The organism is Pseudomonas fluorescens, assembly GCF_902497745.1.
Classification (GTDB): domain Bacteria; phylum Pseudomonadota; class Gammaproteobacteria; order Pseudomonadales; family Pseudomonadaceae; genus Aquipseudomonas; species Aquipseudomonas fluorescens_BM.
On the sequence record NZ_CABVHJ010000007.1, the window covers coordinates 256,323 to 281,146 of the forward strand.

A 24,824-nucleotide genomic window follows, 5' to 3' on the forward strand; every position below is an offset into this window, starting at 1 on the left:
GAGCGTCTTACATCCCGTCGCAAAATTCAGCCCGTTTTTGAACGTCCGGTTTATTCAAACCGCTCTGGCACGGCCGTAGACTCCGTGTTTATGAGAAAGAACACTAGCGGTCCAAGATTCAAGGCACTCCTGGAAGCAGCGAACATCTCCACAACGGGTTTCGCAAAGTTCTGGGGCACGGAAGCCCAAAATGTCCACAACTGGTACACCCGGGGCGTCCCGGCGTATCGCATGGAAGAAGTCTCACGCCTGCTGTCTGTCAACAGCGAATGGCTGAAAACCGGTGAAGGCATTAAAGAGCTGCCAAGCCTGACTCCACCTGCCAGCAACGGCGACAGCTTTGACGCCCACGATCCCCAGGGCGCGTACCGATTCATCCATCCCAACGACATCGAACTGGCCTTCTTCAAAGAAACGCCACTGACCAACGGCTCCGACAAAACCCACGTCATTCAGGACCCGGAGCTCTCCATCCGCCTGCTGCGTGCACAGGTTGATCAACTGGAGATCCGTCCCGCCGACGCCATCTGTGCACACATGATCGGCAACAGCATGGCCGAACGCATCGAAGACGGCTCCGTCGTTGCCATCGACCGCGGCCTGACCCAAGTGGTGGACGGCGAGATCTACGCCATCGAACACGACGGCATGCTGCGCATCAAATACCTGCACCGCATGCCCGGCAACGGCCTGCGCCTGCGCAGCCACAACAGCGCCGAATACCCGGACGAAGTGTTCCGCGCGGCGCAGATCGAGGAGCAACGGATTCATATATTGGGCTGGGTGTTCTGGTGGTCGACGATAAGCAAGCGGCGGCCGGTGGTGCCGTTTCTCTGACTTGATGCAGTTTTTCGAGTTTGCACTGAACCCGGTGGGAGCAAGCCTGCACGCGAAGAGGCCCGGACATTCGGTACAAATCCCGGATTTCTGACGCACAAGTCGCTCTAAACCGCACTTCAGACTGGGAATCCACAGCAAAACTCAGTATCCTGCGCCCCACATTTGCGCATCGACCCGCCCCGCGGCTCGGAGAGCGCCCGACGCGGCAGACCAACGTCTGACCAAGTCCCGCAGCCGGACGCAGATCCGGATGTACGTTTTGAAGGCTGGCAAGGCTTACCAAAAATAGGCCAAGCCAGTCCCCGAGAAGCCGGCCACAAGCCGGCTTTTTAATGCCTGCAAAAAAACATGTTTACCTTGGCGAGCTTGACTCAACACTTGCCAACCTCAACCCCCTCAGTGCTAAATCCCGCCCAACACCCACCCCCTCTGTTTTTACCCGCATCCCCGACCCCGGCCGGATTCCGGTATTGAGCCTCACGGGAATCCATGGAATGGTCCTGCATATCCCGACCCTGTTGGTCGTTTCGGTCTTCGTCTTCTTTTTGATGGGGCTTTTGACGCTGCACGCCTGGTATCGCGAAACCCGTGAGCCGCCGCTGGCCTACCTCGGCAGCATGATGCTGCTTGGCGCTTTGGGCGTGGTATTGGTCAGTTGGCGTGATCGAGGCGTCGACTTCATTCCGATTGTGTTCGGCAATGTTGTTCTATTGCTCAGTGCAGCGATGAACTGGACGGCCATGCGCACGCTGGTCGGGCGCAGGCCCTCTGTGTCCGGCATTCTGGCGGGGGCGTTCGCCTGGCTGACCTTGTGCCTGATTCCCGCCTTCTACGAGTCGATGCCCAATCGGGTTCTGATCTACTCCTTGCTGGCATTCGGGTACGGCGTGCTGACAACGCTGGAGCTCTGGCGCAGCCGCCACACTCTGGACGTCGCGTTTATGCCGGCGCTGGTGCTGACCGTGCTGCACACTGTGTTCTACGCCGTTCGCAGTGCGACCGATGAAGGGCTGCCGGTGACAAAGGCGCTCTTGGGCAGTGGCGAGGGTGTGCCGTTTTTCTCGTTCATGCTGTTCGAGTCGATGCTGTATGTCATCGGCATTGCCTACATCACGCTGGCGATGGTCAAGGAGCGTGCCGAGCTCAAACTCAAAGCGGCGGCGTTCAGCGATCCGCTGACGGGCATTGGCAATCGTCGTGCGTTCATGATGAACGCCGGGCAGTTGCTTGCCGAAAGTCAGCAATACGGGGAACCGGCAGCGTTGTTGCTGTGCGACCTGGATAACTTCAAGCGTCTGAATGACACCTATGGCCATCCCGTTGGGGATCAGGCGTTGATTGCGTTTGGCCGGATAATGGTCGAGAGCCTGCGCAAGGAAGATGTTTGCGGGCGGGTCGGGGGTGAGGAATTTGCTTGTTTGCTCAACGATTGCGATGAACAGACTGCACTGGAAATTGCCGAACGGATCCGTCGTTCGTTCTCGCAATTGTCGATTCTTGAACCTGGATTGCTTAGTGTCAGTATCGGCGTGGTGACCACCCGCGAATCCGGTCATGACCTGTCACGCCTGCTCTCGGAAGCTGATCAGGCGCTGTACGGCGCCAAGAATCAGGGACGCAACCGCGTGCAGACGCTACGTTCGTTGTACCTGAGCCTTACCGATAATTAATGCTCAACAAACGACCATTTCAATAAGCCATTAGCACATCCGCCCTAATTGCCCCAGTCGGCACCCGCCACTAAATTTCCATTCTGTTTTTGTGCATCACAAAAGCGCCAAGGAATGGAGCAACACCATGTCATCGTTTTTCAAACTGAGTAAATCCCTCGCTTTACTGACCGCACTATCGTCAGCCACTTCAGCGTTAGCGGAAGAACCGAACCCCATCGGCGACTGGTGGATCATTTATGGCAACGGCGTCCCGCACAAAAACATCATGTATGTGGCCGACAAAACTTCTGTGGTGCCGTCGACACTTACCAAGGGCGCGCAGATGTTGGCGGTGACGCTGGTGTATGAAGAGCCGGGCAAGCCAATGATCGATGCCTACAACCTGGAAGTTCAGTGCAAGACCAACAAGCTGCGGTTTGTTAATGGCCAGTCGGTGGATCGAATTGCCTACATGCTGCGGCACCTGAAAGTGAACGAGCAATGGCAGCAGCCGAAGGAGTTCTGGGTGCAGCGTGCCCTCGCTTTCGTTTGCTCCCCAGAGAAAAAAGACATGATCGCGGTGGGCAAGATGGAGCACTTGCAGATGATTCAGGGCATGCAGCAAATGTTCTTCAAACTGGCACCTATTCAGGAAAAAGGCCAGATGATGGACAACCTCGATTCGATACTGGGCAACAAGTAACAGCCTGACCTCTTAACGCTGCAGCGCGCTATTTCGTATCGCACATGACATCGGGAGTCATCATGAATCAATGGACTAAAACGTTACTGACGCTGCTGATAACAGCCACAACTTTGTTGGTGAATGGCTGCCACCTTGTTGCACAGTCGCGCTGGGAAGGACGGGATGTTCAGGAAGCACTCGATCTGTTCGGCAAACCCGACTCAATGAAAAAACAAACCGGTGCCAGCGGGGAGAACCTGGCCGTTCTCACGTGGTACAAGTCCTCCAGTTGGACCACCACTGAAGCGGCCGGTACCTCCATGAATCACACCGGCAACGGCATGGTGTACACCGAGTACTACGAGACCGTCGGGCATAGTTCTGACTGCAAACTGGAAGCCACCGTCAATAAAGCCAAAAAGATCGTGCTGTTCAGGATTGAGGACGGAAAAATCATTCATGGCAAATGCATCAACGTTCCGTTCGTACCCGGTTACATTCCGCCCGGATTCTAGTGCTGTCCCTGAGCCAGAACCTGCTCAGGGATAACTGAACGACTTCACCAACGTCAGCTCACCCACCGCGCGCATCGGGATCAAAAACGTCTCCATCTTCTCGCTCGGCGTTCCTTCTTCAGTAATCACCGTCACCTGCGCCGTGGTCAGCGCCTGCACCGCCTCACCGCCGCCCTCGTCATCCCCGCGATAGCCACCGCCGTAATAATTCACATACACCAGATACTGGCCCTTGATCGGCGCCGGCATGGCGAAGATTTCCGGGCCGTAGCCGGTGGTGACGTCGACGTCGAGCGCGGCGCCGTTGGCGGCGCTGCGGTTGCCGTACCAGATGTGCGCGCCGTCGGGGGTGACGAGGTGCAGGTCGAGGTCGGTGCCGTCGCTGTCCCACGCCAGCAGTACGCGCAGTTTCGCTGGGGTGGCGCCGCCGCTGGTGTTGAGGAATTGCGTGCGGTGACGCTGCTGACCGTCGGGGCTGCGCACTTCGACGCTGTTGCTGCCGTTGGGGAACGAGAACGGGCGGTCGAAGTGGCCGCTGTCGTCAATTTTCAGCGGCATGCTCACGCCGTTGACGATCAAGCGACCGGGTTCGTTGTCCTTCCGCACAGCTTTGATGTCGCCGCTGATGCGTGCGGTGTTGGCTTGGCCCACCGGGGTGTTGACCGATGAGGCCGGGTAGTTGACGGTCTGGCGGAAGCTTTCGCCCTCGCCTTCGGGGGCGCCGCTGCGCCAGCCGCCGACCGGGGTGTCGAGTTTGACGCTGTCGGCGGCGATGACCGGCGATAGCGCGGTCAAGGTGCAGAGCAGCAGCAAGACCTGTGGATAACGGAGTGTCATGGTCTATTCCAGCAAAAGATGACGGGCGAGCCCTTCGATGTAGATTTCATCCAGGCCGTTGGGGTGTGCTTCAAAGGCCAGGTGCAGATATTCGTGTGTCAGGTCGAGGCGATCCTGCAGGGTCAGCACGCCGCGTACGTAGATGCGTTGGCGTTCGCGGTCGACGAAGGGCCGGCCGAAGGCCAGTTTGCACACGGCGAATGTGCTGACTTCGTTGTAGCCGGTTTCGCTCTCCAGCTTCGGACGCCAGCCGCGTCGCTGTTTTTGCAGCCAGTCTTGGGCTGCGGGCAATGCTTCGCAGGAGGCGACCGGGTTGTCCCAACGGCTCAGGCTGGCGCGCGGATAGGCGTGCAACAGAATCGCGTCGTAACGTTGACCGGCGTTGGCTTGCTCGACGGCTTGTTGCCAGGCGAGCTTGTCCGGACCGGGTTGATCGGAGTGATAGGTGACGGTGCTACCAGCCAGCACGAGGTCTGCCGTCCATGCGGCGATGCTGCGTGAATCCACCGAAGCTGGCCGTGGCGCGACGCGTTGGCGATTGCTGCTGTCATCGATGTTCAGGCAGTCGCCGTTACGTGTGGCGTTTTGCAGCAGATAAGTACGAATCGCCACGGCCAACGCTTTGGCCGCTTCGGCAGGTTCCGGTTTGGCTTCGCGCTCCAGCACGCGGGCGACGTATTCTTCGCGATCAAGCCTTGCGACGAGTTTGTCGTTGAGCAGAAACAGTTCGCCATCGCTGTGGATATCCAGCGCGTTGCCATTGGCGAATTCGACGCGGTAGTTGCCCTGCAACGGGCCGGATGTCGCGACGCGATCACCCGCCAACACTTTCGAAACTGGGTACTTCGAAAACAGGCTGACCTCGACACAACGCCCCGCGTCTGCCGGCCAAGCCGCTGGCAGCAAAGTCGAAAGCGCCTGACCGTAATGCCGCAAGACCATCTGACTGGTGCCGCGTCCACCTGCCCATACCGGCGCGCCATCAGCCGTCCAACCGGCAAACCCGCCCTGCCGCGATTGCGGATCCTGATCACCGAGCCAGGTCCAGGTTTTCACCCGTAAACGTCCGCCGAGTTCACCGACGACATTGCCATCCGCCGCATTCAGCACCACATCGAGCAGCACTCGACGCGCCTGATCCTGCGCCGGCAACGAGGCCATAACCTTCAGCAGTTCAACCACGGAAACCCGTTGAGCCGGTTGCACCGAAGGCAGATCCAGCAACCACGACGGCGCCCTCCGCGCCTGCCAATAGGTTCGCCAATCCGCCGCCGAAATCCCTAACCGCGCTGGGTCAAAGTACAACCCGCAGGATTTCACCAACGCCTGATCACGCTCGATCTTGCCACCCGCCGCGCAGCAATAAACCTCTTCCTTCGACTGCCCGCGACACTCATACGCCGGTTCCCGCGCGCCGGTATCCACCAGCCACGCGTAAACAAACAGCTTCCACAGACTCCCCAGCGGCGCATCCAGCGACGACGGCAACGGTTCACGCTTGATCAGTTGCGTCTGACTCAACGACAACAACTCGCCCTTATAGGCCACGCGCAGCGGCTCATCCTGCGCCGTCGCCAGCGCAGGCATCACACACATCAGCAGCCACAGCAGCGGCCGGTTCATGTCAGTTGACCGTGACCTGACCGAGGGCGGCTTTCGCTTCCTGGGCCTGATACTGCGGCGCATAGACCTGCTTGAAACGCACCGGCGGCAAGTTGAACTGGCCCTTCTGCGAGAATCGCACCAGATGGCGCAGTCGCAACTCGCCGCTCAGCGCATCGACCGGCACCGCGTAGGCCAACTGGCCCGGTTCGAAACGCGCCTTCTCCAGCGCCGTCGGCTCGGTGCCGTCCTTGCCCTGCAACTTGATGCCCCACGTCGTGCGCTCGACATCAGCGCCCGGTGGTAGCGGCACTTCGAGCATGCCGTAGCGCAGTGGTTTCGGCGCTTTGCTGGTGAGGATCACTTCGTCCAGATACAGGCTGTCGCTGGACAGCGGCTTGCTGCCGATCGGCTCCAGTTTAAAGGTGAACGCTTCATCGCCCGGCACCAGTCGCGACAGGCGACGGGTGATGGTCACGGCCATTGGATCGACCGGCGGTTGCTGGGTCTGGAAGCTCAACGCCGCGCGCAATGGACGCTCTTGCGTGCCGGACACGGTCAACACGCTTGGCACCGGCGTCGCGCCCTGCCACGTCCAGTACATCTCACCGGTTGCACCGTAGTTCTTCTTCCAGCCTTCACCCGGCGTCAGCGCAATGGTCGGCGACGCCTGGGCGATGCTGCGTTGTAGCCAGGTCAGTGCCAGCGCACGTTCGAGGGTCGATTGCTGTGGCAACAGTCGTTGCAACAACGCTGTAGCACGCGCCTGATCGAACGGTTGCAGCGACAGGTTCAACGCTTCGACAAATGGCTGCGAGCTGACCGACAGACGCTGTTGTGCAGCGCCCACCTGACGATTGAACACTTCCGGCAAGGCCACTTTCGACTGCGTGGCCAACGAAGCGGTCAACACCCGCGCCGCCGCCAGACCGAGTGCCGAATCCGGATCACTCATCACCAGACTGTCTTCGCCATCGTCCATCAGGGTTTCGGCGTTACCTTCACCGGCCTTGGCCAGATCGTCGATCAAACCGCTGAGCAATGTGTTCACCGGCAAATGCATCTGCTTGGCGAACGACAGAATCAGCGCCCGTTGCAGCAATGGCGTGTTTGGCGCTTGCTTGGCGTAGACCTCCAGCACCCGCTGCCAGTGCTCCGGCGGCAAGGTCAGCTCCAACACTTGGCTGGCATTCCAGTCGGCGTAATAAGCGTAAGCGGTGAGGAACGCATCCGGCTCACCGTCGTAACCCCACCAAGTGAAGCTCGCCGACGGTCCGGCCATTTGCACCAGACGCAGGCGGCTGTTCTGCATGATCAGGCGCAGGCGATCACGGATCTGCGGGTTCGACGCCAGCGACGGATAAGCAATACTCAGTGGCAGCAAACGACTGGCAGTCTGTTCGACGCCACCGTACGGATAACTCAGCAGATCATCGAGAGCCGAACGGAACAGCGCTTGCGGACTGTCATCCAGACGCAGACGAATATCGGCAGCGTCCGCCGGCAAACTCAACGGCGTGTCGCCACTGGCGACATCAAGGCTTTGCGTCTGTGTCACCTGCCAACCGTCACCGGTCGCACTCAGGCGCACGGCGAGGGAGTCGGCGGTTTTGCCGTCCTGCACCAGCTCCGCCGTCCACTCGCCAGAAGCCAATGTGAACGCCGGCAGCGGCAGGTAGTTGATGCCGTTGTTCAGGGTCACCGGCAGGCGTTGTTCGATGCCAGCGTAGTGAGTGACCAGTTCAGCCTTGACCGATTTCTCGGCCTGACTGAACGCAAACACGCCAAGCTTCGGCTGATCGCCCTTGCGGAATTTGCTCGGCCCGCTCCACTTCAGGTACAGCGGTTTTTCCGAACGCACGAACTGTTTCTTTTGTCCCACCTGACCGTCATCGGCAATGGCGCGGGCGGTGATGCGCCAGCGGGTCAGCGAGTCCGGCATCTTGAAAGTGAAGCGGGTTTTGCCGTCAGCACCGGTCAACAACTCCGGCTGCCACGCAGCGGTATCGACGTCTTCACGACGCGGCCGCTCCAGCACTTTCACCCCGCGCTCGCTGCGGTTGGCCTTGCCCGGCGCACCGGGGCTGCCCGGCAGCGCGACGTCGTAACTGATGAACGACAGACTGGCGCTGGTGCGCACATTGTTGCGGCGCGGGTGATAGAAGAACTGGTCGATGGTCGGTGCGACTTCCGGTTGCAGCGCGTAGACCATTTCGTCGACGACGCTAACGGTCAGATGCGCCGGAACCGCTTTGCCGGCGAACTGCGTGGTCAAGTCAACCGTGACCGTGTCGCCCGGCAGATACACCGCTTTGTCGGTGCTGATCGCCACGTCGATTTGCGGCGCGACCACTTTGATCCCGGCGTTCTGGAAGCTGTACTGACCGCCCTTGGTGTAGAGCACGGAGAAGGTCAGGTTCGGTGCAAAGTTGTCCTTCACCGGGATACGCGCGCGGTATTGGGTGTCGCTGAGTTTTTCCAGTTTCAGCCAGTCGCCGCCCTTGGCCAGCAGCGCAGTGGCCTCGACCTTGTCACGTTCCAGCGAGAGCAATGCATCGCTGACCGGCTCAGGGAAAGTGATCAGCGCCAGCGCTTCATCGCCAGACTTGTACTCGGCTTTATCGAGGACGATTTCCACGGTGCCCGGCACCGCTTTTACGCCATCTCCAGTGACCTCATGCCCGGTGGCACCGAGGACGCGACCGTGTTGATCTTTCAAGGTCAGGTTGTAAGTGCCAGGACGTTCGAAGGCAATGCTGAAGCCCTTGTCAGCCGCCGCAAGCTTGCCTTCGCCCGTGCTCTGATCTTCCAGACGCACCCAGCCATACGTGCTCGGCGTCACCGCTTTGCTTTGCTCGGTGCCGCCCTCGTTGGCGTAACTGAACGCAACCTTGTCGCCGACCGCGCTGAAGCGTTGCGGAGCGCTCAAGCGGAAGCTCGCCGCGCCACGGTCGATGAGGATTTCCTTGGTGGTCTTGACCCGATACGCCGCGCCATCGCTGGCAAACACGGTGAGCATGTAACGGCTCGGCTTGTCGGCGGCCGGCAAGTCGAGGCTCGCATTGCCTTTGCTGTCGGTGGTCAGCTCGGTGCTGGTCAGTTCCACCGGGAATTGCCCGAGGTATTGCAGCTCGTTGTCGACCATCGACAGTTGCTGGGCACGCAGGCTCAGGGTCAGTTTGGCGTTGGCCACCGGTTTGCCGTCCGGGTAGAGCAGCACCAGACTGCCCTTCACCGGTTCGCCGGTGCGGTAATCCTGCTTGGCCAAATTCAGCGAAATCTCGAAGTGCGGCTTGATGTACTCGGCGACACGAAAGGCGCTGCTGTAAGCCTGATCCTTATAGTTGAACCGAATCTCGTAACCGCCCGCCACCGCGTTGTCCGGTAACTGGAAACGGCCCTGAGTACCGGCCTTCGAATCAAGCTTCAGGTCGAGGTGCTGCAACTCGGTACCGGTGGCATCGAGCACGCTGACCGTAACGTCCGCCGCACCCGGCAACACCGAATCCCGCGCATTCTTGAACTCGCGACCGACGATTTTCAGCGACACCCAATCACCCGGGCGATACAGCGGCCGGTCGGTGAACGCATAGAGTTTGGTGTCGTAGATTTCGCTGTCGTAATAGAAGTTTTCAGAAACAAAGACGCCGCCCTCTTCATCCTCGCCGATGACGAACGAACGCTCCGGACTGACGTGTTTCAGGCGCAGCAAACCATCGGTATCAGTCGCACCGCTGCTCATCACGCCGAGGCCGTCAGTCCACAGCACATTCACCTTCGGTACCGAGCTGCCTTCGTGTTTGCGCGCAGCCCAGACCAGCAATTCATCGCCGGCAATCTTGCTCACCGCGACGGTGTTGGAGACGAACACCATGGTGGTCGCGCGATATTTACCGATCAGCGCTTCGACCAGATACAGACCCGGTTTCAGATTGCCCAACGGGATGTAAACGTTGCCCGGCGCGACGCTGACGAAGTCGCTCGAAGAGCCCGCGAGATTGACCCCGGCTGGCGGCTGAATCGGCTTGGCTTGCCACAATGGATAACGGAACTGGCTGACCACCGGCAGACCCGGAATCAGCGCAAATTGCGGCTGTGCATCGTACGGTGTCGGCGCGGCAATGGCGTTGCCCATCTTCAGTTCCGGCACTTCTTCGGTGACCTGTTTGCGCGATTCATAGGAGAACGCGCGCTGCATCACCCGACGGGATTTGCGGTACCAGTTGTCCCACAGGTACGCGAGGGTGTTGGACAAGCCTTCGCCCTTGAACTGGCCATCGCTGACTACGCGGTGCAGGTTCTTCTGGCGCTTGAGGAAATCCAGCGGCTTGTCGATGCGATACACACGAATGTCGGCGCCGCCATAGGGTTCCATGCGGAAACGACGGTAATCACGGCCCGGCGCTTCGAGGCGCACCATCGCCTGCTCGTCTGCGGCGAAACTACTGTCGGCGAGGAGGAAAAAGCTCTCACCGGACACCGGCGTATAGCCGCTCGGCTCGACCGAATCTTCGGCGTTAACGGTCGCCAATGGCAGCAACAGCGCCAGCAGCAAAGGAATTCGCGAGCAGATACGCAACATGCGGGCACCGGTCATTGGGAGAGAAAGTTCAGTCGATAGACGCCGATGAAGTTGGGGTTGGCTGCGTCGGGTATCCATCGGGTGTCCTTCCATGTCATGAGTTGCTGCAGGCTTGCCGAACGCATGCCGTTGTCAGTCGGGGTGGTGGTGCCGGTGTGATAGGCGATGTAGCGGCCCATCCAGATCATCAGGTGCTGGTCGTCGCCCTGATCGAAAAACATCAGGTCACCGGGCCGCGCCTGCGACACGTCACGGCTGACCAGGTGGCTGTTGAACTGAATCAGTTTGATCGCGTTGACGTACGGCCCGACCTTGCCGCCGCCCTGCTGCCATTGCTGGGCGAGCTTGCGCTGCTCATCGCTGAGCGACAGCTCCGGCGGCAAATAGCGATTGGACAGCCCATTGCTGCGCAGCCATTTGTCGTCATGGACTTTCAGCGCTTCGTTGGCGGCGAAACGCACCAGCCCGGCACAGTCCTGCTGATACCAGCGCGGACTTGGGCCTTGGCTCAGTTGCTCCTGGGCGATGCGCACGAACCAGGCGCGAAACACCTGGGATTGCGCCGGATCCAGTGCAGGTGCTTCAACGGCTCGGGCACCCGCACTCAATAGCAGCGCAATCAGGCCGAGGCTGCGGATCAGTGTCGTCACAGCGCTTTCCACTCCAGCGGCAGCCACTGCCAGTGGCCGTCAGGCTCGCTGCCTTCAGGCAAAGTCAGGGCATATTTGCCGTAGCCGCCGAGGGTGCGCAGTTTCGGGATCAGATAGGTTTGCGCGGCGTTGTAGAACACCGGTTCCATGTCCTGCGGCAGGCTGTCGAGGGTTTCCTGCTGCATCAGTTGCGCCATCGAGTCCGGGCCGAAGTAGATCGGCATCAGCACGTCTTTGGGCAGCACGTCGGCCATTGGCGGGAAGCGTTTGTCGAGGGTGCCGAGGGCCTTGTCGACCAGTTTGTCATCAAGAGAGAACAGCAGTGTCGAGCCGCGACGGGCGAGGCTGACTTTCATGAACGCCTTGCCGCTGATTGCGTCCGGGTTCTCGGCAGTCTTCGCCGCATACGGGCCGAAGTTGGAGCTGACCTGACGCTGCCAGACGTGGTTCTGACCTTCCTGTTTCTCGACCACGGGGAAGACGTTTTCTTCGACGTTGGCTTCGAATGCGCCGACCATCGAACCGAACAGCTTGCCGAGGTCGCCATCGAGTTTGCTACTGTCTTCGTCTTTCAGACTGGCCACCAGCAACGGTGTGTACAAACGCGAATCGGCGTACCAGCACAGGCCCGCCGCGCCGGCCACGTGTTCGGTGAGGGTTTGCGCCACCGCTTCTTCGGCGCCGAGTTTTACCAGCAGTGGTTTTTGCGGTTCTGCCGCGACCGGCAGGGTTACGCAGGCACTAGCCCCCAGCGGCATGGCTTGCCAGACCGGTTTGAAATCGAAGTCGGGCTGGTTTTCCAGCTCGTCCATGGCGAGGTAGCTGTGCCAACCCTTGTCGTCCATGTCGAAGCGCAGCCCGGCGAAGTTCGGGATGAAGCGTTGATAACCCATGGCCAGAACACTGGAATTGACCGACAGACGCTGCTTGGTTTCCGGGGTTTTCGCTGGCAGGCCGAACGCGTCAGGGAACAGTTTTTCTCCATTGAGCAACGCCGCCAGCGCTTGCGGTGAAACGTGGCCGGCTTCTTCGGACACGCCGCTCTCCGGGTCGTAATACTTGGCCGGGTTCGACAGCACCACCAGTTTGTCGCCGTGGGAGGCGAACAGCAGGGCTTTGCCGGCGTTGTAGGTCAGTTGGTACAGCGGCACGCTATCGCCGCCGACCTTGAGTTCGCCCATCTGACTGAGCTGCGTGTCATCCAGCGCAACCTTTGCCAGTGGCTCAAGCAGCTTCGCCAGCCCGCCGCGATCCATCACCAACAGGAAATCCTTCAAACGACCATCCGCGCCACGCCACAGTGCGACATCGGCAGGCTGATCGAAAAGCTGTTCGATCAGGCTGTCCTGCAACTTCAGGTCATGCTCGTAGATGATCCGGCGCAGGCTGCCGATCAAGCCGAGGCGATCAGCATGGGTCTCGTAATAGAAGACGAAATCTTCGGTGAGCGTGGCCTTAAGGAACGGCACCGTCAGCAGGTCCTTGGGCAACTGGCTCAGCGAGCGGGTTTCCAGCAACGCATCCGGGCGACTGAGGCCAAGCTTGTCACTGGCCAATTCCGCCGGCGGCGCCTTGGGCTTGAGCAGCAGCCAGCCAAAACCACCCGCCACGCCGGCCACCAGGCACAACCCGGCCAGGAGCAAAGGCCAGCGCCGCGAAGGTTTGGCCGCTGGCGTGACGGCAGCCGGAGTAACAGTGTTATCGCTCATCTTCTCGCTCATTTCCCAAAGCTCAGGATTTCATCCGTGGCGGAATGCTTAATAGTTGAAAGTCTTGACCAGCAGCAGATCACCGATCGCCCGCAGGGGCACGATGAACGTTTCGCGTTTTTCGTCGACGGTGTTTTCGTTGAGCACCAGCGTGATTTGCGAGGTAATCACCTCGTTCTGGTTGCTGGTCTCCTCGAAGTTATAGCCGCCGTTGCCGAAGTTGCCCCAATAGTTGACGTAAACCAGATAAGTGCCATGCAGCGGCGCGGTCATGGTGAACATTTCCGGGCCGGGGCCATCGACGCCATCCGGGTCGAGACCGCCGCCGTTGCTCAGCGCCGGCCGAGCCCAGAAGGCATGCTGACCGTCCGGCGTGACAATGTGCAGATCGAGTTCGGCTTTCGGATCGTCCCAGCCCAAGACAAGACGAATACGCGCCGGCGTGCGCAGGTTATTTGCTTCATAAAATTGCACGCGCTTGAGCGACTGGCCTTCGGCGCTGATCACCTCGACGCTGTTGGAGCCGGCGCCGAACGCGTACGGCCGAGCGAAACGGCCTTGGTCGTCGGTGTACAGATTCAGTGGATTGCCATTCACAGCGAGACTGTGCGGCGGGCGCATATGGCCGATGGCCTTGAGCTGGCCCTGGATCATCGTGCGATTGCGCTGAATGCCGCGATCGATCGGCGGCGTCGGGTAGGCGACTTGCGGGTTTTCCGTGCGATCGAGCAGGCCGTGGTAACGCCAGCCACCCACCGGTTCCGATACCTCGGCCGTCGGCGCCGCCAGCAGCGCCGGCGCGCAGGCCAGGCCGATCAGCAGCCAAAGAAATGAACGCATGTAAGCCTCCTGCCATGCCTGAACGAAACCTTGCACCCGATCCTCGGTACTTCACAGCGGTGAAAACTGCGTTTCGTCTGAAAGACCCGTGAATATGGGGTCGTAGAAGGCGCGAAGATTAGCGATTCGGCGGTTTTTTAACAATCGGATACATGTGGATTTGCGGCGGGAATCACGCAGGTATGTTGGACGTGAGCCGAATAGCGGCGTTATTCGGCTCACAAAATGAGCCGAATAAGCATGTGAAGGGCTACAAAGTTGAAATCTCTCGACCCATTGTTACTCGGCGAGACTCACGGAGATCGCCTGAATATCATTGCAAGCCAAATAAGCCTTGCCGTTTTGCGAGACTTTTAGCTCACCCAGGAAAAGCGCATAAGCACCCGCCAATTCCTCAATATCGTCGACGTTGAACCGCTGCGCGAACACGTTCACAAGCTCATTGGGAATCACGATACTCACATCATCACGTCCGCCACTGTTTAACCAAAGGCTTCCGCCACCATCGCCCTTAGCATCGGAAATCATGCCCCAGTAGCCGCGATACGCCCGTTCATGACTCCCGTCGATATCAGAGAACTCGACAAAAAAGTTCCTGACTCGGAACTCACCTGCTGGCATGGCAATTAATTGGTCTGAGTTCCTGAAACCATCACTATGCATAAGATTTTTTAGCAACGTGCTTAGACGTCGATGCATGACGGCATTACGAGGACCGCTTCCTCCTCCTACGAATCGCCCTCCTCGCCCTTGTGGATTCGCTGGATCATTCGGATTTATATGAGTTACTGGGCCTGCACCGTAAACAAAATCGATTTCAATCCGTTCACCTGAATTAATGCGCTCGACTTGATCAGGTCCTGCACCTCCACGATATCGTGGCTCTGCGGCGGCCAAGGAACACCCGGGCGTGTGTGGTCTAGCACCAAAGCAAGCCGCCTGCCCACTTGTTGACTCTTTTCGATAGAACGCCGGGCCAGCGCATACTGGGCAAGCCAAAAAACGGCGAAGCTGTGCGACATGGTGTTCACTCAAACCTTCAAATTGCCGAACGGTGTAGCTCTCACCATTCAAAGTGCAGTGTGCAACATCCATCTGGGTTATCTCCTTTATAGACACACTGAAGATGGCACACCGCCACTCCTTCTTCTCTACGACCTTGATCGAATGCCAACACATGCTGATTCTGCTAATACAAAAGCCTAGGAAAAATCTTGGTCATTTGCATGAGCGTAGACCCCCTACTCATTTGCCCATAACCCCCCTATCTGCTAGTGTCGCGCCGGTTTAACGTCAACCGGAAATCGCCGCCATGGCCCGCAAAAAAGCTGCACTGGATTTCGAACAGTCCCTCGCCGACCTGCAAACACTGGTCGAGCGTCTGGAGAATGGTGAACTGTCGCTGGAAGACTCGCTGACCGCTTTCGAGCAGGGCATCGGTCTGACCCGTGACTGCCAGGCAGCGCTGGCGCAAGCCGAGCAGAAGGTGCAAGTGCTGCTGGAGCGCGATGGCGAACTCGCCGAGGAACCCTTCGACGCGGAACAGCCAGAATGATTGCGGCGTATACGGCGAGCAGCCAGACCCGGGTCAACGCGGCGCTGGAAACCCTGTTCAACGCGCCGCTGCCGGAGCTGGCGCGGCTTTACGAAGCCATGCGCTACAGCGTGATGAACGGCGGCAAACGCGTGCGTCCGCTGCTGGCTTACGCTGCGTGCGAAGCGCTCGGTGGCAAGGCTGAGCAAGCCAACGGTGCGGCCTGCGCGGTTGAGCTGATCCACGCCTACTCGCTGGTTCACGATGATTTGCCGGCGATGGACGACGACGATCTGCGTCGCGGCCAGCCGACCACTCACAAGAAATTCGACGAAGCCTGCGCGATTCTCGCCGGTGACGGCTTGCAGAGTCTGGCCTTCAGCGCCCTGCTCGACCCGCGCCTGAGCGATTGCAGCAGTGACATCCGCCTGCAAATGGTCACCGCGCTGGCTAACGCCGCTGGTCCGGCAGGCATGGTCGGCGGTCAAGCCATCGACCTCGGTTCGGTCGGCCTCAAACTCGATCAGAAAGCCCTCGAACAGATGCACCGGCACAAGACCGGCGCGCTGATCGAAGTCAGCGTCAAACTCGGTGCTCTGGCCAGTGGCCGTGCCGAGCAGGATGAACTCCGCGCCCTGCAGACTTATGCACAGGCCATCGGCCTGGCCTTTCAGGTGCAGGACGACATCCTCGACGTCGAAAGCGATACCGAAACCCTCGGTAAACGCCAGGGCGCCGACATTGCCCGCGACAAACCGACCTACCCGGCGCTGCTCGGTCTCGACGCGGCCAAGGCTTACGCGCTGGAACTGCGCGATCAGGCCCTGCACGCCCTGCGACCGTTTGACGCGGCCGCCGAGCCGTTGCGCGAGCTGGCCCGGTATATCGTCGAGCGGCGCAACTGACGGCGTATCCGCCAAAAAAGACCAACGCGTGGGCAGGGGGCGATGCATCAGGTAAACTGCCGCATCTTTTATACCTATAACGATTCGCCTGATGCCCACGACGTTTCATGAGATTCCCCGCAAGCGCCCGACCACGCCCCTGCTCGACCGCGCGAATACGCCGGACGGCCTGCGCCGGTTAGGCGAAGCCGAGCTGGAAACCCTGGCCGATGAGTTGCGCCTGGAATTGCTCTACACGGTCGGTCAGACCGGTGGGCATTTCGGTGCCGGCCTGGGCGTGATCGAGCTGACCATCGCGCTGCATTACGTCTTCGACACGCCGGACGACCGTCTGCTGTGGGACGTCGGGCATCAGGCGTATCCGCACAAGATCCTTACCGGTCGCCGCGAGCGCATGGGCACCCTGCGTCAGAAGGACGGCATCGCCGCTTTCCCGCGCCGCTCAGAGAGCGAGTACGACACCTTTGGCGTCGGCCACTCCAGCACCTCGATCAGCGCAGCGCTGGGCATGGCCATTGCCGCCCGCCTGCAAGACAGTGATCGCAAGGCGATTGCGGTGATCGGTGACGGCGCGTTGACCGCCGGCATGGCCTTCGAGGCGCTGAACCATGCGCCGGAAGTGAACGCCAACATGCTGGTGATCCTCAATGACAATGACATGTCGATCTCGCGCAATGTCGGCGGTCTGTCGAATTATCTGGCGAAGATCCTCTCCAGCCGCACTTACGCGAGCATGCGTGAGGGCAGCAAGAAAGTCCTGTCGCGCCTGCCCGGCGCCTGGGAAATCGCCCGTCGTACCGAAGAATACGCCAAAGGCATGCTGGTCCCCGGCACGCTGTTTGAGGAGCTGGGCTGGAACTACATCGGCCCGATCGACGGCCACGACCTGCCAACGCTGATCGCCACGCTGCGCAACATGCGCGATCTGAAAGGCCCGCAGTTCCTGCACATCGTCACCAAGAAAGGCAAAGGCTTCGCCCCGGCGGAAGTTGACCCGATTGGCTACCACGCGATCACCAAACTCGAACCGCTTGACGCTCCGGCCGCCGCGCCGAAGAAAGCCAGCGGGCCGAAGTATTCGGCAGTGTTTGGCGAGTGGCTGTGCGACATGGCCGCCGCTGATCCACGTCTGGTCGGGATTACCCCGGCGATGAAGGAAGGCTCGGATCTGGTGGCGTTCAGTGAACGTTTCCCGCTGCGCTACTTCGACGTGGCGATTGCCGAACAACACGCTGTGACATTCGCTGCCGGCATAGCCTGTGAAGGCGCAAAACCGGTGGTGGCGATCTACTCGACGTTCCTCCAGCGCGGTTACGACCAGTTAGTGCATGACGTTGCGGTGCAGAACCTCGATGTGCTGTTCGCTATCGATCGTGCCGGTCTGGTGGGCGAAGACGGCCCGACGCACGCTGGTAGCTTCGACTTGTCCTACCTGCGTTGCATCCCGGGCATGGTCATCATGACCCCGAGCGATGAAAACGAGCTGCGCAAGATGCTCACCACCGGCCACCTCTACAACGGCCCGGCGGCAGTGCGTTACCCGCGTGGCAATGGTCCGAATGCGACCATCGAGAAAGACCTCGAGCCGATCGAAATCGGTAAGGGCATCGTCCGTCGTCAGGGCAGCAAAGTCGCCCTGCTGGTATTTGGTGTGCAACTGGCCGAAGCGCTGAAAGTCGCTGAAAAACTCGATGCCACTGTGGTCGACATGCGTTTCGTCAAACCGCTCGACGAAGAGCTGGTGCGCGAGATTGCCGACAGCCACGAACTGCTGGTGACCATCGAAGAGAACGCGATCATGGGCGGCGCCGGTGGCGCGGTCAGCGAGTTCCTCGCGCGCGAGAACATTCTCAAGTCGATGCTGCATCTGGGCTTGCCGGATGTCTACGTCGAGCACGCCAAGCCTGCGCAAATGCTGGCCGAGTGCGGGCTGGATGAGGCCGGGATCGAAGCGTCGATTCGTCAGCGTCTGGCTTTACTCGACAAATAAACGCAATACCTGTGCAAAACCCTGTGGGAGCGAGCTTGCTCGCGAAAGCGGACTGTCAGTCGACTCATTTTTGACTGACACACCGTATTCGCGAGCAAGCTCGCTCCCACAGTGGTTTGTGTCACTGCCAAATTGAATCCGCCCCAAGCGTCAACGGACCACCGATGAAACTCTCGCGCCTCGCCCTGCCCTTCTTCCTGCTGCCATCCGTCAAAGCGCTCGCCGACACCTTCGAGCGTGATCAGGCATTGAAACTGCCGGACACGCTGATCTCAGCCAATCGCCAGGTCGAAGCCCGCAACGACAGCAGCGCCGCCAATACGGTATTTACCCGCGAAGACATCGACCGCCTGCAACCGAGCGACGTGTCGGACCTGCTGCGGCGCGTCCCCGGTGTGCAAGTGGCGCAGGCCGGCGGGCGTGGCAGTCTGCCGGGGATTTACATTCGCGGCACGCAGTCGGCGCAAAGTCTGGTTTTGGTCGATGGCCAGCGCATCGGCAGTTCCACTTCCGGCGACAGCAACCTGCAGCATCTGAACATCGAGCAGATCGAGCGCGTGGAAGTGCTGCGCGGTTCGCGTTCAGTGATTTACGGCAGCGATGCGATTGGCGGGGTGATTCAGATCTTCACCCGACGCGGCACTGAGCAGGGTTTGCAGCCCCGGATGCACGTCGGTTTCGGCAGCAACCAAACGTGGCAGCGCAGTCTCGGCTTGTCCGGGGGCGATGACAAAACCCGCTTCAATCTCGGTGCCAGCCTAGATGAGACTGCCGGGATTGATCGCACCCATGAGTCGTATCCAAGCGATGGCGATCACGACGCCTACCGCAATAAATCCGTCAGCTTGAGCCTCAGCCATGCGCTGACCGATGACATCGAAGTCGGCGCCAACCTGCTGGATAACCGTGGCAAGGGCGAGTTCGACAACCCGTTCGGCCGCTTCGACATGACTACGTTCGAGTCTGTGCAACAGCAGCCGTACAGCGATTTCAACGTCAGCAGCGTCAGCAGTTACGTCGATGCCCGGGTCAACGAGATCTGGAAAACCCGCGTCGAGCTCGGCCACACAGAGAACCGCGAGAAGACCCTCGACAAGCTCAGCGACGAACGCACGGTGTTCAACACCTACCGCGACTCGGTGAACTGGCAGAACGACCTGACACTGGACGCGCGCAACAGCCTGATCCTCGGCGGCGACTGGTACGAAGACCGGGTCAACAGCAGCACCGCGTTTGACGAGGACAGCCGCTGGAACCGCGCCGCATTTATTCAGCATCGTTATCAGGCCGACAGTTTTTCCACGGAGCTGGGTCTGCGCCATGACGACAATCAACAATTCGGCAGCCAGAACACCTGGAGCGGCACGTTCACCCTGCCGCTGAACCCGGACAACGATCTGTTGCTGAGCTACAGCGAAGGCTTCCGCGCGCCGACCTTCAACGACCTGTACTACCCGGACTTCAGCAACCCGGATCTGAAACCGGAAACCTCGAAAAGCTACGAGCTGCAATGGCGCAGCCAGTTGAGCGACAGCAGCCGCCTCGAAGCCTCGATTTACCGTACGGACCTGGAAGACGCGATTATCTTCGGCAGCAATTCACGCCCGGAGAATGTCGCGTCGGCGCGGATCAACGGTTTTGAAGCGGCATTGAAGCAGGAACTGTTCGGCTGGCAGAGCAACCTTGGCGTAGCGATCATCGATCCCCGCGATCGGGATACCGGGCACACCTTGGCCCGGCGTGCGCGGCGGACGTTGAGTTGGGATCTCGATCGCCAGTTTGACCAAATCAGCGTCGGTGCCAGTTGGCAGGCGGTCAGCAGCAATTATGACGATAAGGACAATACGCAGGCGCTGGGCGGCTATGCGCTGTTCGGGTTACGCAGCAGTTGGGCGTTGAATCGCGAGATCAAGCTGGATCTGAAGGTCGATAACGTTTTCGATAAGGGCTATAGCCGGGCGAACTACAGCTATGACGGCAGCCAGTATGGCTATCGCGAGGAAGGTCGGGTGTGGATGTTTGGGGTAACCTGGACTCCCGAAATCCACTGAAATCCCCTGTAGGAGCTGCCGAAGGCTGCGATCTTTTGATCTTGATCTTCGGCGACTCCGACTCAGTCAAACAGCAAAATCAAAAGATCGCAGCCTTCGGCAGCTCCTACAGGGTTACCTGTCCGGCGCGATCAATTGGCAAAGCTTGGCGGTGGCGCTGATCATCTGGCCGCTTGGGCGCTCAAGGCCTTTGTCGGTGACCAACAGTAACTTTGCCTGCTTCACCGCTGCTACTTGCGGCCACGCCTTCCACGCATTCAGCTGCGCCTGATCACTCGCCAGAATCACTTCAGGATCGCGCTGCAACACCGCCTCAATACTCACCTGCGGCGCCGGCAGACTCAGATCGCTGAACACATTAAGCGCCCCGCACACTTGCAGTGCATCACTGATGATCTGCCCGCCACCGACGGTGTACAGCGGCTTGTCCCACACCTGATAAAACACCCGCAACGGCACATCGCGGCGATAGCGTTGGCGGAGTTCTGCGAGTTGTTTGCGCAGTTCGGTCGCTCGCACCACCCCACGCTCCGGCCGCCCCATTTGTGCGGCAATGGCTTCAATCTGGGTGGTGAGTTGTTCGAGGGAATGCGGTTCGGCGACGAAGGTCGGGATACCCAGACGTTTCAATTGATCACGTTGCGCCGGGCCGACACTCCCGGGCCACAGCAACAACAAATCAGGCTGGAGGCTCAGCAGCTGTTCCATATCAAGTTGGCCATAGCGACCGACTGACGGAACGCTGGCAATCGCCGCCGGCCGCTCTCCGGCATCCAGCACTCCGACCAACAGATCCGCCGAATCCAGTTCAACCACGATTTCAGAAAGGGACGGTGCGAGGCTGACAACTCGCAGTTGCGCCAGCGCAGGACCACTGACGGCCAGCAGCAGAACCGCCAGCCACAGACGGCGCATCAGCCGAGTTGACGCGGGATACGGTAGAGGTAGAACAGCACCGCCGTGGACAGCGCCAGCAGCATCAGCGGTACGGCTTCAAGACCGACAAACACCGCCAGTGCACCGATCCACGCCGGCAAGGCTGCCACGAGAAAAGCCGCACGGCGACGGGCTGCGAGGGCAATCCACGCGGCCGGTTCATCCGGGGTATCGAGGGCTTTTTGCGTGGCGATCAGCGCATGTTTATAGCGACCGAAAAACTTCAGGCTGACAAACATCGACGCGACGCCGGCAATGAAAAACGGCATCGCCAGTACCGGCAGAATCCCTGCGCCCTGACCAAACAACGCGTTGAGCACGAACAACGGCACCAGCGCCAGCGCGAGGTATTTCCACCAATCGACCGACAATCGGCGCCGCACCTGACCTCGGGTCACGCGCGATCAACCTCGCCCTGATGCTCATTGCCCATCATGTGGTCGAGCTTGCTGGCCTTGGTCGCCAGGTAGAGTTTGTTGTGCGGGTTGTGCCCGGTGTGCAGCGGCACACGCTCGGCGACGGTGATGCCCATGTCGGTCAAGGCTTTGACCTTGCGCGGGTTGTTGGTCATCAGGCGCAGGGATTTCACGCCCAGATGTTCAAGCATCGGCAGGCACATCGCGTAGTCGCGCTGGTCAGCGGCAAAGCCCAGACGCTCGTTGGCTTCAACGGTGTCGGCGCCTCCGTCCTGCAATTCGTAGGCACGGATCTTGTTCAGCAGACCAATACCGCGACCTTCCTGACGCAGGTAAAGCAATACGCCGCGGCCTTCACGGGCGATGGCTTTGAGCGCGCCTTCTAGTTGCGAGCCGCAGTCGCAGCGCTGGCTGAACAAAGCGTCGCCGGTCAGGCATTCGGAGTGCAAACGGCCGAGAACCGGGGCACCGTCGGCAATTTCACCCAGGCTCAGCACGACGTGCTCGCGGCCAGTGGCTTCATCGAGAAAACCGTGCATGGTGAATTGCGCAAAAGGCGTTGGCAGCTTGGAAGCGGCGACAAAGACGACAGGCACCGGTGTGCTCCTGATCTAAAGAGTCTGAAAATTCGCAGGCCGGCATTGTAACAGCAGGTTCCTACAGACGCTTAGGCTGAATTATCGGGCATAACGATCAAAAAGTTTGATAACTACTGACTAGCGTAGGTCCTTGTGGGAGCGAGCCTGCTCGCGAAGGCGTCATGTCAGTCGCCCCAATGCTGACTGAACCATCGCTTTCGCGAGCAGGCTCGCTCCCACAAGGGTACGTGGTCAATTCGAGGTGAATGGATACGGCTGCTTCCACTTCTCGAAGATCGGCTTCAACTCGCCGCTCTTCACCAACTGCTCCATACGCTGGTCATACAGCGCCATCAGTGCCCGCGCCTGCGGAGTGTCGGCAAAGCCGAGAAACAACGGCAGCTCGATCAGATGTGAATAGCGATACAGCGCCGGATCTGCTGCGGTTTTGAGCACTGCCTCGATCTCGGTCAACGCATCGATGTAGTAATCCGCCCGCCCCTGCTTGAGCATCGATAAAATGCCGGTGCGCCGTTGGATCTGGTTGTAACGCTTGATATTCGGCAGGTAGTTTTCGTAGCGATAACCGCGCACCCAGGCCAGACGATATTTGCCCAGCGTCGCCTGGGTCGGCGATGGATTGCTCGCCAGACCCAACGCGTAGATGTGGTCGGAATCGAAGTTCCAGTGTGGATACAACACCTGCTCGGCTTCGTCGCGATAGGAACCGACCAGCGCGTCGACTTCCTTCAACTGCACCAGCCCGACCGAACGGGTGTATGGCACGCTGCGGATATCCAGCTTTACTCCGGCCGGTTCGAACACTTTGCGCAACACGTCCCAGCCAAGGCCATGGCCATCAGCGGCGGTGTAGTCTTCCCAGTCTTCGCTGGCCAGATGGATGACCGCCGGCGTCGGCGCTGCTTCCTGCGCACCGGCCACGGTACTCAGCAAAGCCAAAACCACTAACGCCAACCAGCGTCGAGCCATCCCTAGTCCCCTCACTTGACCCTGATATCCCTTGGAATCAGGCGAAAACCCACACCAGCCCCTGCATCGCCAGCCAAGCGAACACACCGGCCAGCACGTCGTCGAGCATGATGCCGACGCCGCCATGCACATGCCGGTCGATCCAGCGAATCGGCCATGGCTTGAGAATGTCGAAGAAGCGGAACACCAGAAAACCCGCGAGCAACCAGTACCAGCCTTCCGGTACCAGCCACAGGGTAATCCACATGCCGACCATCTCGTCCCAGACGATGCCTTCGTGGTCGTGTACCCGCAGATCGTCGGCGACTTTGCCGCACAGCCAGAAGCCGAACAGCATGGTGATGCCGAGCATCAGCCAGTAACCCCAGTCGGGCAACATCTGCCACAACGGGATAAAGGGTAGTGCAACTAACGAACCCCAAGTGCCCGGAGCTTTCGGCAGGGTGCCGGAACCAAAGCCGAACGCGAGGAAATGCCAGGGATTGCGCCAGACCGACGGCGGAACGAATTCGGCCGGAACCTGTTTCGGGTGATCTGTCACGGTGTCTCCTGAAAATGTTGATAGCCCCGGATTTGCGGGGTGATGTCGTGCCCTTCGCGATCCAGCAGAATCACGCCCTGACCTTCTGACACACGACCGATCACATGGATCGGCCAGCCATTGGCCAGCAGCGCCGGCAACTCGACGGACGGCAGGGTGAAGGCCAGCACGTAATCATCGCCACCGCTCAGCGCGGCACGCTCGGCGCCGCGCTGACCGAGAAACGCCACTAAAGCATCCGACAGCGGTACGCGCTCGCGTTCAATCTCAAGTCGCACCTTCGATGCCAGTGCGATGTGGCCACAGTCGGCGAGCAGGCCATCGGAGATATCCAGCGCCGAGGTGGCTTTACTGCGCAGGGCCTGGCCGAGGGCGAGTTGCGGTTGCGGCGACCAGTAATGATCGAGCAGCGGTTGGGCGATGTGTGCTTCGGCCTCACGCTGACCGAGCACCAAAGGCAAGGCGCCGGCCGCATTGCCCAGTTCGCCACCGACACAGAGCAAGTCGCCCGGCTGCGCACCGCTACGGGTCAATGCCTGACCAGCAGGCACGCGACCGAACACCGTCACCGTCAGGCTCAACGGCCCACGCGTGGTATCGCCGCCGACCAATGTAACGCCGCAGCTCTGCGCCATACGGTTCAAACCGCGGGCATAGGCTTGCAGCCAATCGGCGGTCACCGTCGGCACAGTCAGGGCAAGGGTAAAGGCAACGGGCGTGGCGCCCATGGCGGCCAGATCGCTGACCGCGACGGCCAGCGAGCGCTGACCGAGCAGAAACGGATCGCAGGGATCGGCGAAATGCACACCGGCCACCAGCGTATCGGTAGAGATTGCCAGTTGTTCCCCGGAGGAAACAGCGAGCAAGGCGCAGTCATCACCGATCCCCAGAGCAACGCCTTCGCCGCCCTGCGCACAGGGCGCGGCGGCGAAGAAATTGCGGATCAGCTCGAATTCGCCCATTGAGGTTTC

At 60.0% G+C, this 24,824-nt stretch carries 21 protein-coding genes; 8 read left to right on the forward strand and 13 right to left on the reverse strand.

Annotated elements, in window-relative coordinates:
• Window positions 1-90 precede the first annotated feature (90 nt).
• From F8N44_RS13610 to F8N44_RS13625, 4 genes are all read left to right on the forward strand, one after another.
• A complete protein-coding gene (locus F8N44_RS13610; RefSeq protein WP_150650643.1) occupies window positions 91-837 on the forward strand; it encodes a helix-turn-helix transcriptional regulator in 747 nt (248 codons plus the stop codon).
• Between the two features lie 497 nt (window positions 838-1,334).
• The gene (locus F8N44_RS13615; RefSeq protein ID WP_150650644.1) at window positions 1,335-2,510 is read left to right on the forward strand and encodes a GGDEF domain-containing protein; all 1,176 of its coding nucleotides are present in this window, start codon (window positions 1,335-1,337) and stop codon (window positions 2,508-2,510) included.
• A gap of 127 nt (window positions 2,511-2,637) precedes the next feature.
• Complete coding sequence (locus F8N44_RS13620) at window positions 2,638-3,195, forward strand: hypothetical protein (RefSeq protein ID WP_150650645.1); 558 nt, start codon at window positions 2,638-2,640, stop codon at window positions 3,193-3,195.
• A gap of 62 nt (window positions 3,196-3,257) precedes the next feature.
• Window positions 3,258-3,692 carry a hypothetical protein gene (locus F8N44_RS13625; protein WP_150650646.1) on the forward strand — a complete coding sequence of 145 codons (435 nt, stop codon included), beginning with the start codon at window positions 3,258-3,260 and terminating at the stop codon, window positions 3,690-3,692.
• A 24-nt stretch (window positions 3,693-3,716) separates the two neighbouring features.
• On the opposite strand, the gene F8N44_RS13630 is transcribed toward F8N44_RS13625, so the two are convergent.
• The 7 genes from F8N44_RS13630 to F8N44_RS13660 form a co-directional block, all read right to left on the reverse strand.
• Window positions 3,717-4,529, reverse strand: coding sequence for a YfaP family protein (locus F8N44_RS13630; RefSeq protein WP_150650647.1), 813 nt, complete (start codon window positions 4,527-4,529; stop codon window positions 3,717-3,719).
• 3 nt (window positions 4,530-4,532) lie between these two features.
• A complete protein-coding gene (locus F8N44_RS13635) occupies window positions 4,533-6,152 on the reverse strand; it encodes a DUF2300 domain-containing protein (RefSeq protein ID WP_150650648.1) in 1,620 nt (539 codons plus the stop codon).
• A gap of 1 nt (window position 6,153) precedes the next feature.
• Window positions 6,154-10,728 (reverse strand): alpha-2-macroglobulin family protein, encoded by a 4,575-nt coding sequence (locus F8N44_RS13640; protein WP_150650649.1) that lies wholly within the window; start codon window positions 10,726-10,728, stop codon window positions 6,154-6,156.
• Complete coding sequence (locus F8N44_RS13645; protein WP_150650650.1) at window positions 10,725-11,363, reverse strand: DUF1175 domain-containing protein; 639 nt, start codon at window positions 11,361-11,363, stop codon at window positions 10,725-10,727. Before F8N44_RS13645 ends, F8N44_RS13640 begins: the two co-directional genes overlap by 4 nt.
• Window positions 11,360-13,072 carry a DUF2138 domain-containing protein gene (locus F8N44_RS13650; protein WP_150650651.1) on the reverse strand — a complete coding sequence of 571 codons (1,713 nt, stop codon included), beginning with the start codon at window positions 13,070-13,072 and terminating at the stop codon, window positions 11,360-11,362. The genes F8N44_RS13645 and F8N44_RS13650 overlap by 4 nt, the downstream gene beginning before the upstream one ends.
• Window positions 13,073-13,120: 48 nt before the next feature.
• Entirely contained in the window at window positions 13,121-13,912 is a 792-nt protein-coding gene (locus F8N44_RS13655) for a YfaP family protein (protein WP_007910916.1), read from the reverse strand.
• A 279-nt stretch (window positions 13,913-14,191) separates the two neighbouring features.
• On the reverse strand, window positions 14,192-15,007 hold the full coding sequence (locus F8N44_RS13660; protein ID WP_150650652.1) for a hypothetical protein: 816 nt from the start codon (window positions 15,005-15,007) through the stop codon (window positions 14,192-14,194).
• A 217-nt stretch (window positions 15,008-15,224) separates the two neighbouring features.
• Between F8N44_RS13660 and F8N44_RS13665 the strand changes: the two genes are divergently transcribed.
• The 4 genes from F8N44_RS13665 (at window position 15,225) to F8N44_RS13680 (ending at window position 20,392) form a co-directional block, all read left to right on the forward strand.
• Window positions 15,225-15,467 carry an exodeoxyribonuclease VII small subunit gene (locus F8N44_RS13665; protein WP_003228627.1) on the forward strand — a complete coding sequence of 81 codons (243 nt, stop codon included), beginning with the start codon at window positions 15,225-15,227 and terminating at the stop codon, window positions 15,465-15,467.
• Entirely contained in the window at window positions 15,464-16,351 is an 888-nt protein-coding gene (gene ispA, locus F8N44_RS13670; protein WP_099757289.1) for a (2E,6E)-farnesyl diphosphate synthase, read from the forward strand. Before F8N44_RS13665 ends, ispA begins: the two co-directional genes overlap by 4 nt.
• A gap of 91 nt (window positions 16,352-16,442) precedes the next feature.
• Window positions 16,443-18,341 carry a 1-deoxy-D-xylulose-5-phosphate synthase gene (gene dxs / locus F8N44_RS13675; protein ID WP_150650653.1) on the forward strand — a complete coding sequence of 633 codons (1,899 nt, stop codon included), beginning with the start codon at window positions 16,443-16,445 and terminating at the stop codon, window positions 18,339-18,341.
• Between the two features lie 164 nt (window positions 18,342-18,505).
• Window positions 18,506-20,392: a TonB-dependent receptor domain-containing protein gene (locus F8N44_RS13680; RefSeq protein WP_150650654.1), complete on the forward strand. Its 1,887-nt coding sequence runs from the start codon at window positions 18,506-18,508 to the stop codon at window positions 20,390-20,392.
• A gap of 114 nt (window positions 20,393-20,506) precedes the next feature.
• Here F8N44_RS13680 and F8N44_RS13685 read toward each other — a convergent pair whose 3' ends face one another.
• From F8N44_RS13685 to thiL, 6 genes are all read right to left on the reverse strand, one after another.
• Entirely contained in the window at window positions 20,507-21,307 is an 801-nt protein-coding gene (locus F8N44_RS13685) for a cobalamin-binding protein (protein ID WP_150650655.1), read from the reverse strand.
• Window positions 21,307-21,726, reverse strand: coding sequence for an MFS transporter (locus F8N44_RS13690; protein WP_150650656.1), 420 nt, complete (start codon window positions 21,724-21,726; stop codon window positions 21,307-21,309). Before F8N44_RS13690 ends, F8N44_RS13685 begins: the two co-directional genes overlap by 1 nt.
• Window positions 21,723-22,340, reverse strand: coding sequence for a GTP cyclohydrolase II (gene ribA / locus F8N44_RS13695; RefSeq protein ID WP_016984117.1), 618 nt, complete (start codon window positions 22,338-22,340; stop codon window positions 21,723-21,725). The genes F8N44_RS13690 and ribA overlap by 4 nt, the downstream gene beginning before the upstream one ends.
• A 234-nt stretch (window positions 22,341-22,574) precedes the next feature.
• On the reverse strand, window positions 22,575-23,312 hold the full coding sequence (locus F8N44_RS13700; protein ID WP_150650657.1) for a substrate-binding periplasmic protein: 738 nt from the start codon (window positions 23,310-23,312) through the stop codon (window positions 22,575-22,577).
• A gap of 37 nt (window positions 23,313-23,349) precedes the next feature.
• Window positions 23,350-23,853 carry a phosphatidylglycerophosphatase A gene (locus F8N44_RS13705; RefSeq protein ID WP_011336134.1) on the reverse strand — a complete coding sequence of 168 codons (504 nt, stop codon included), beginning with the start codon at window positions 23,851-23,853 and terminating at the stop codon, window positions 23,350-23,352.
• On the reverse strand, window positions 23,850-24,815 hold the full coding sequence (gene thiL, locus F8N44_RS13710; RefSeq protein WP_150650658.1) for a thiamine-phosphate kinase: 966 nt from the start codon (window positions 24,813-24,815) through the stop codon (window positions 23,850-23,852). Before thiL ends, F8N44_RS13705 begins: the two co-directional genes overlap by 4 nt.
• Between the last annotated feature and the right edge of the window lie 9 nt (window positions 24,816-24,824).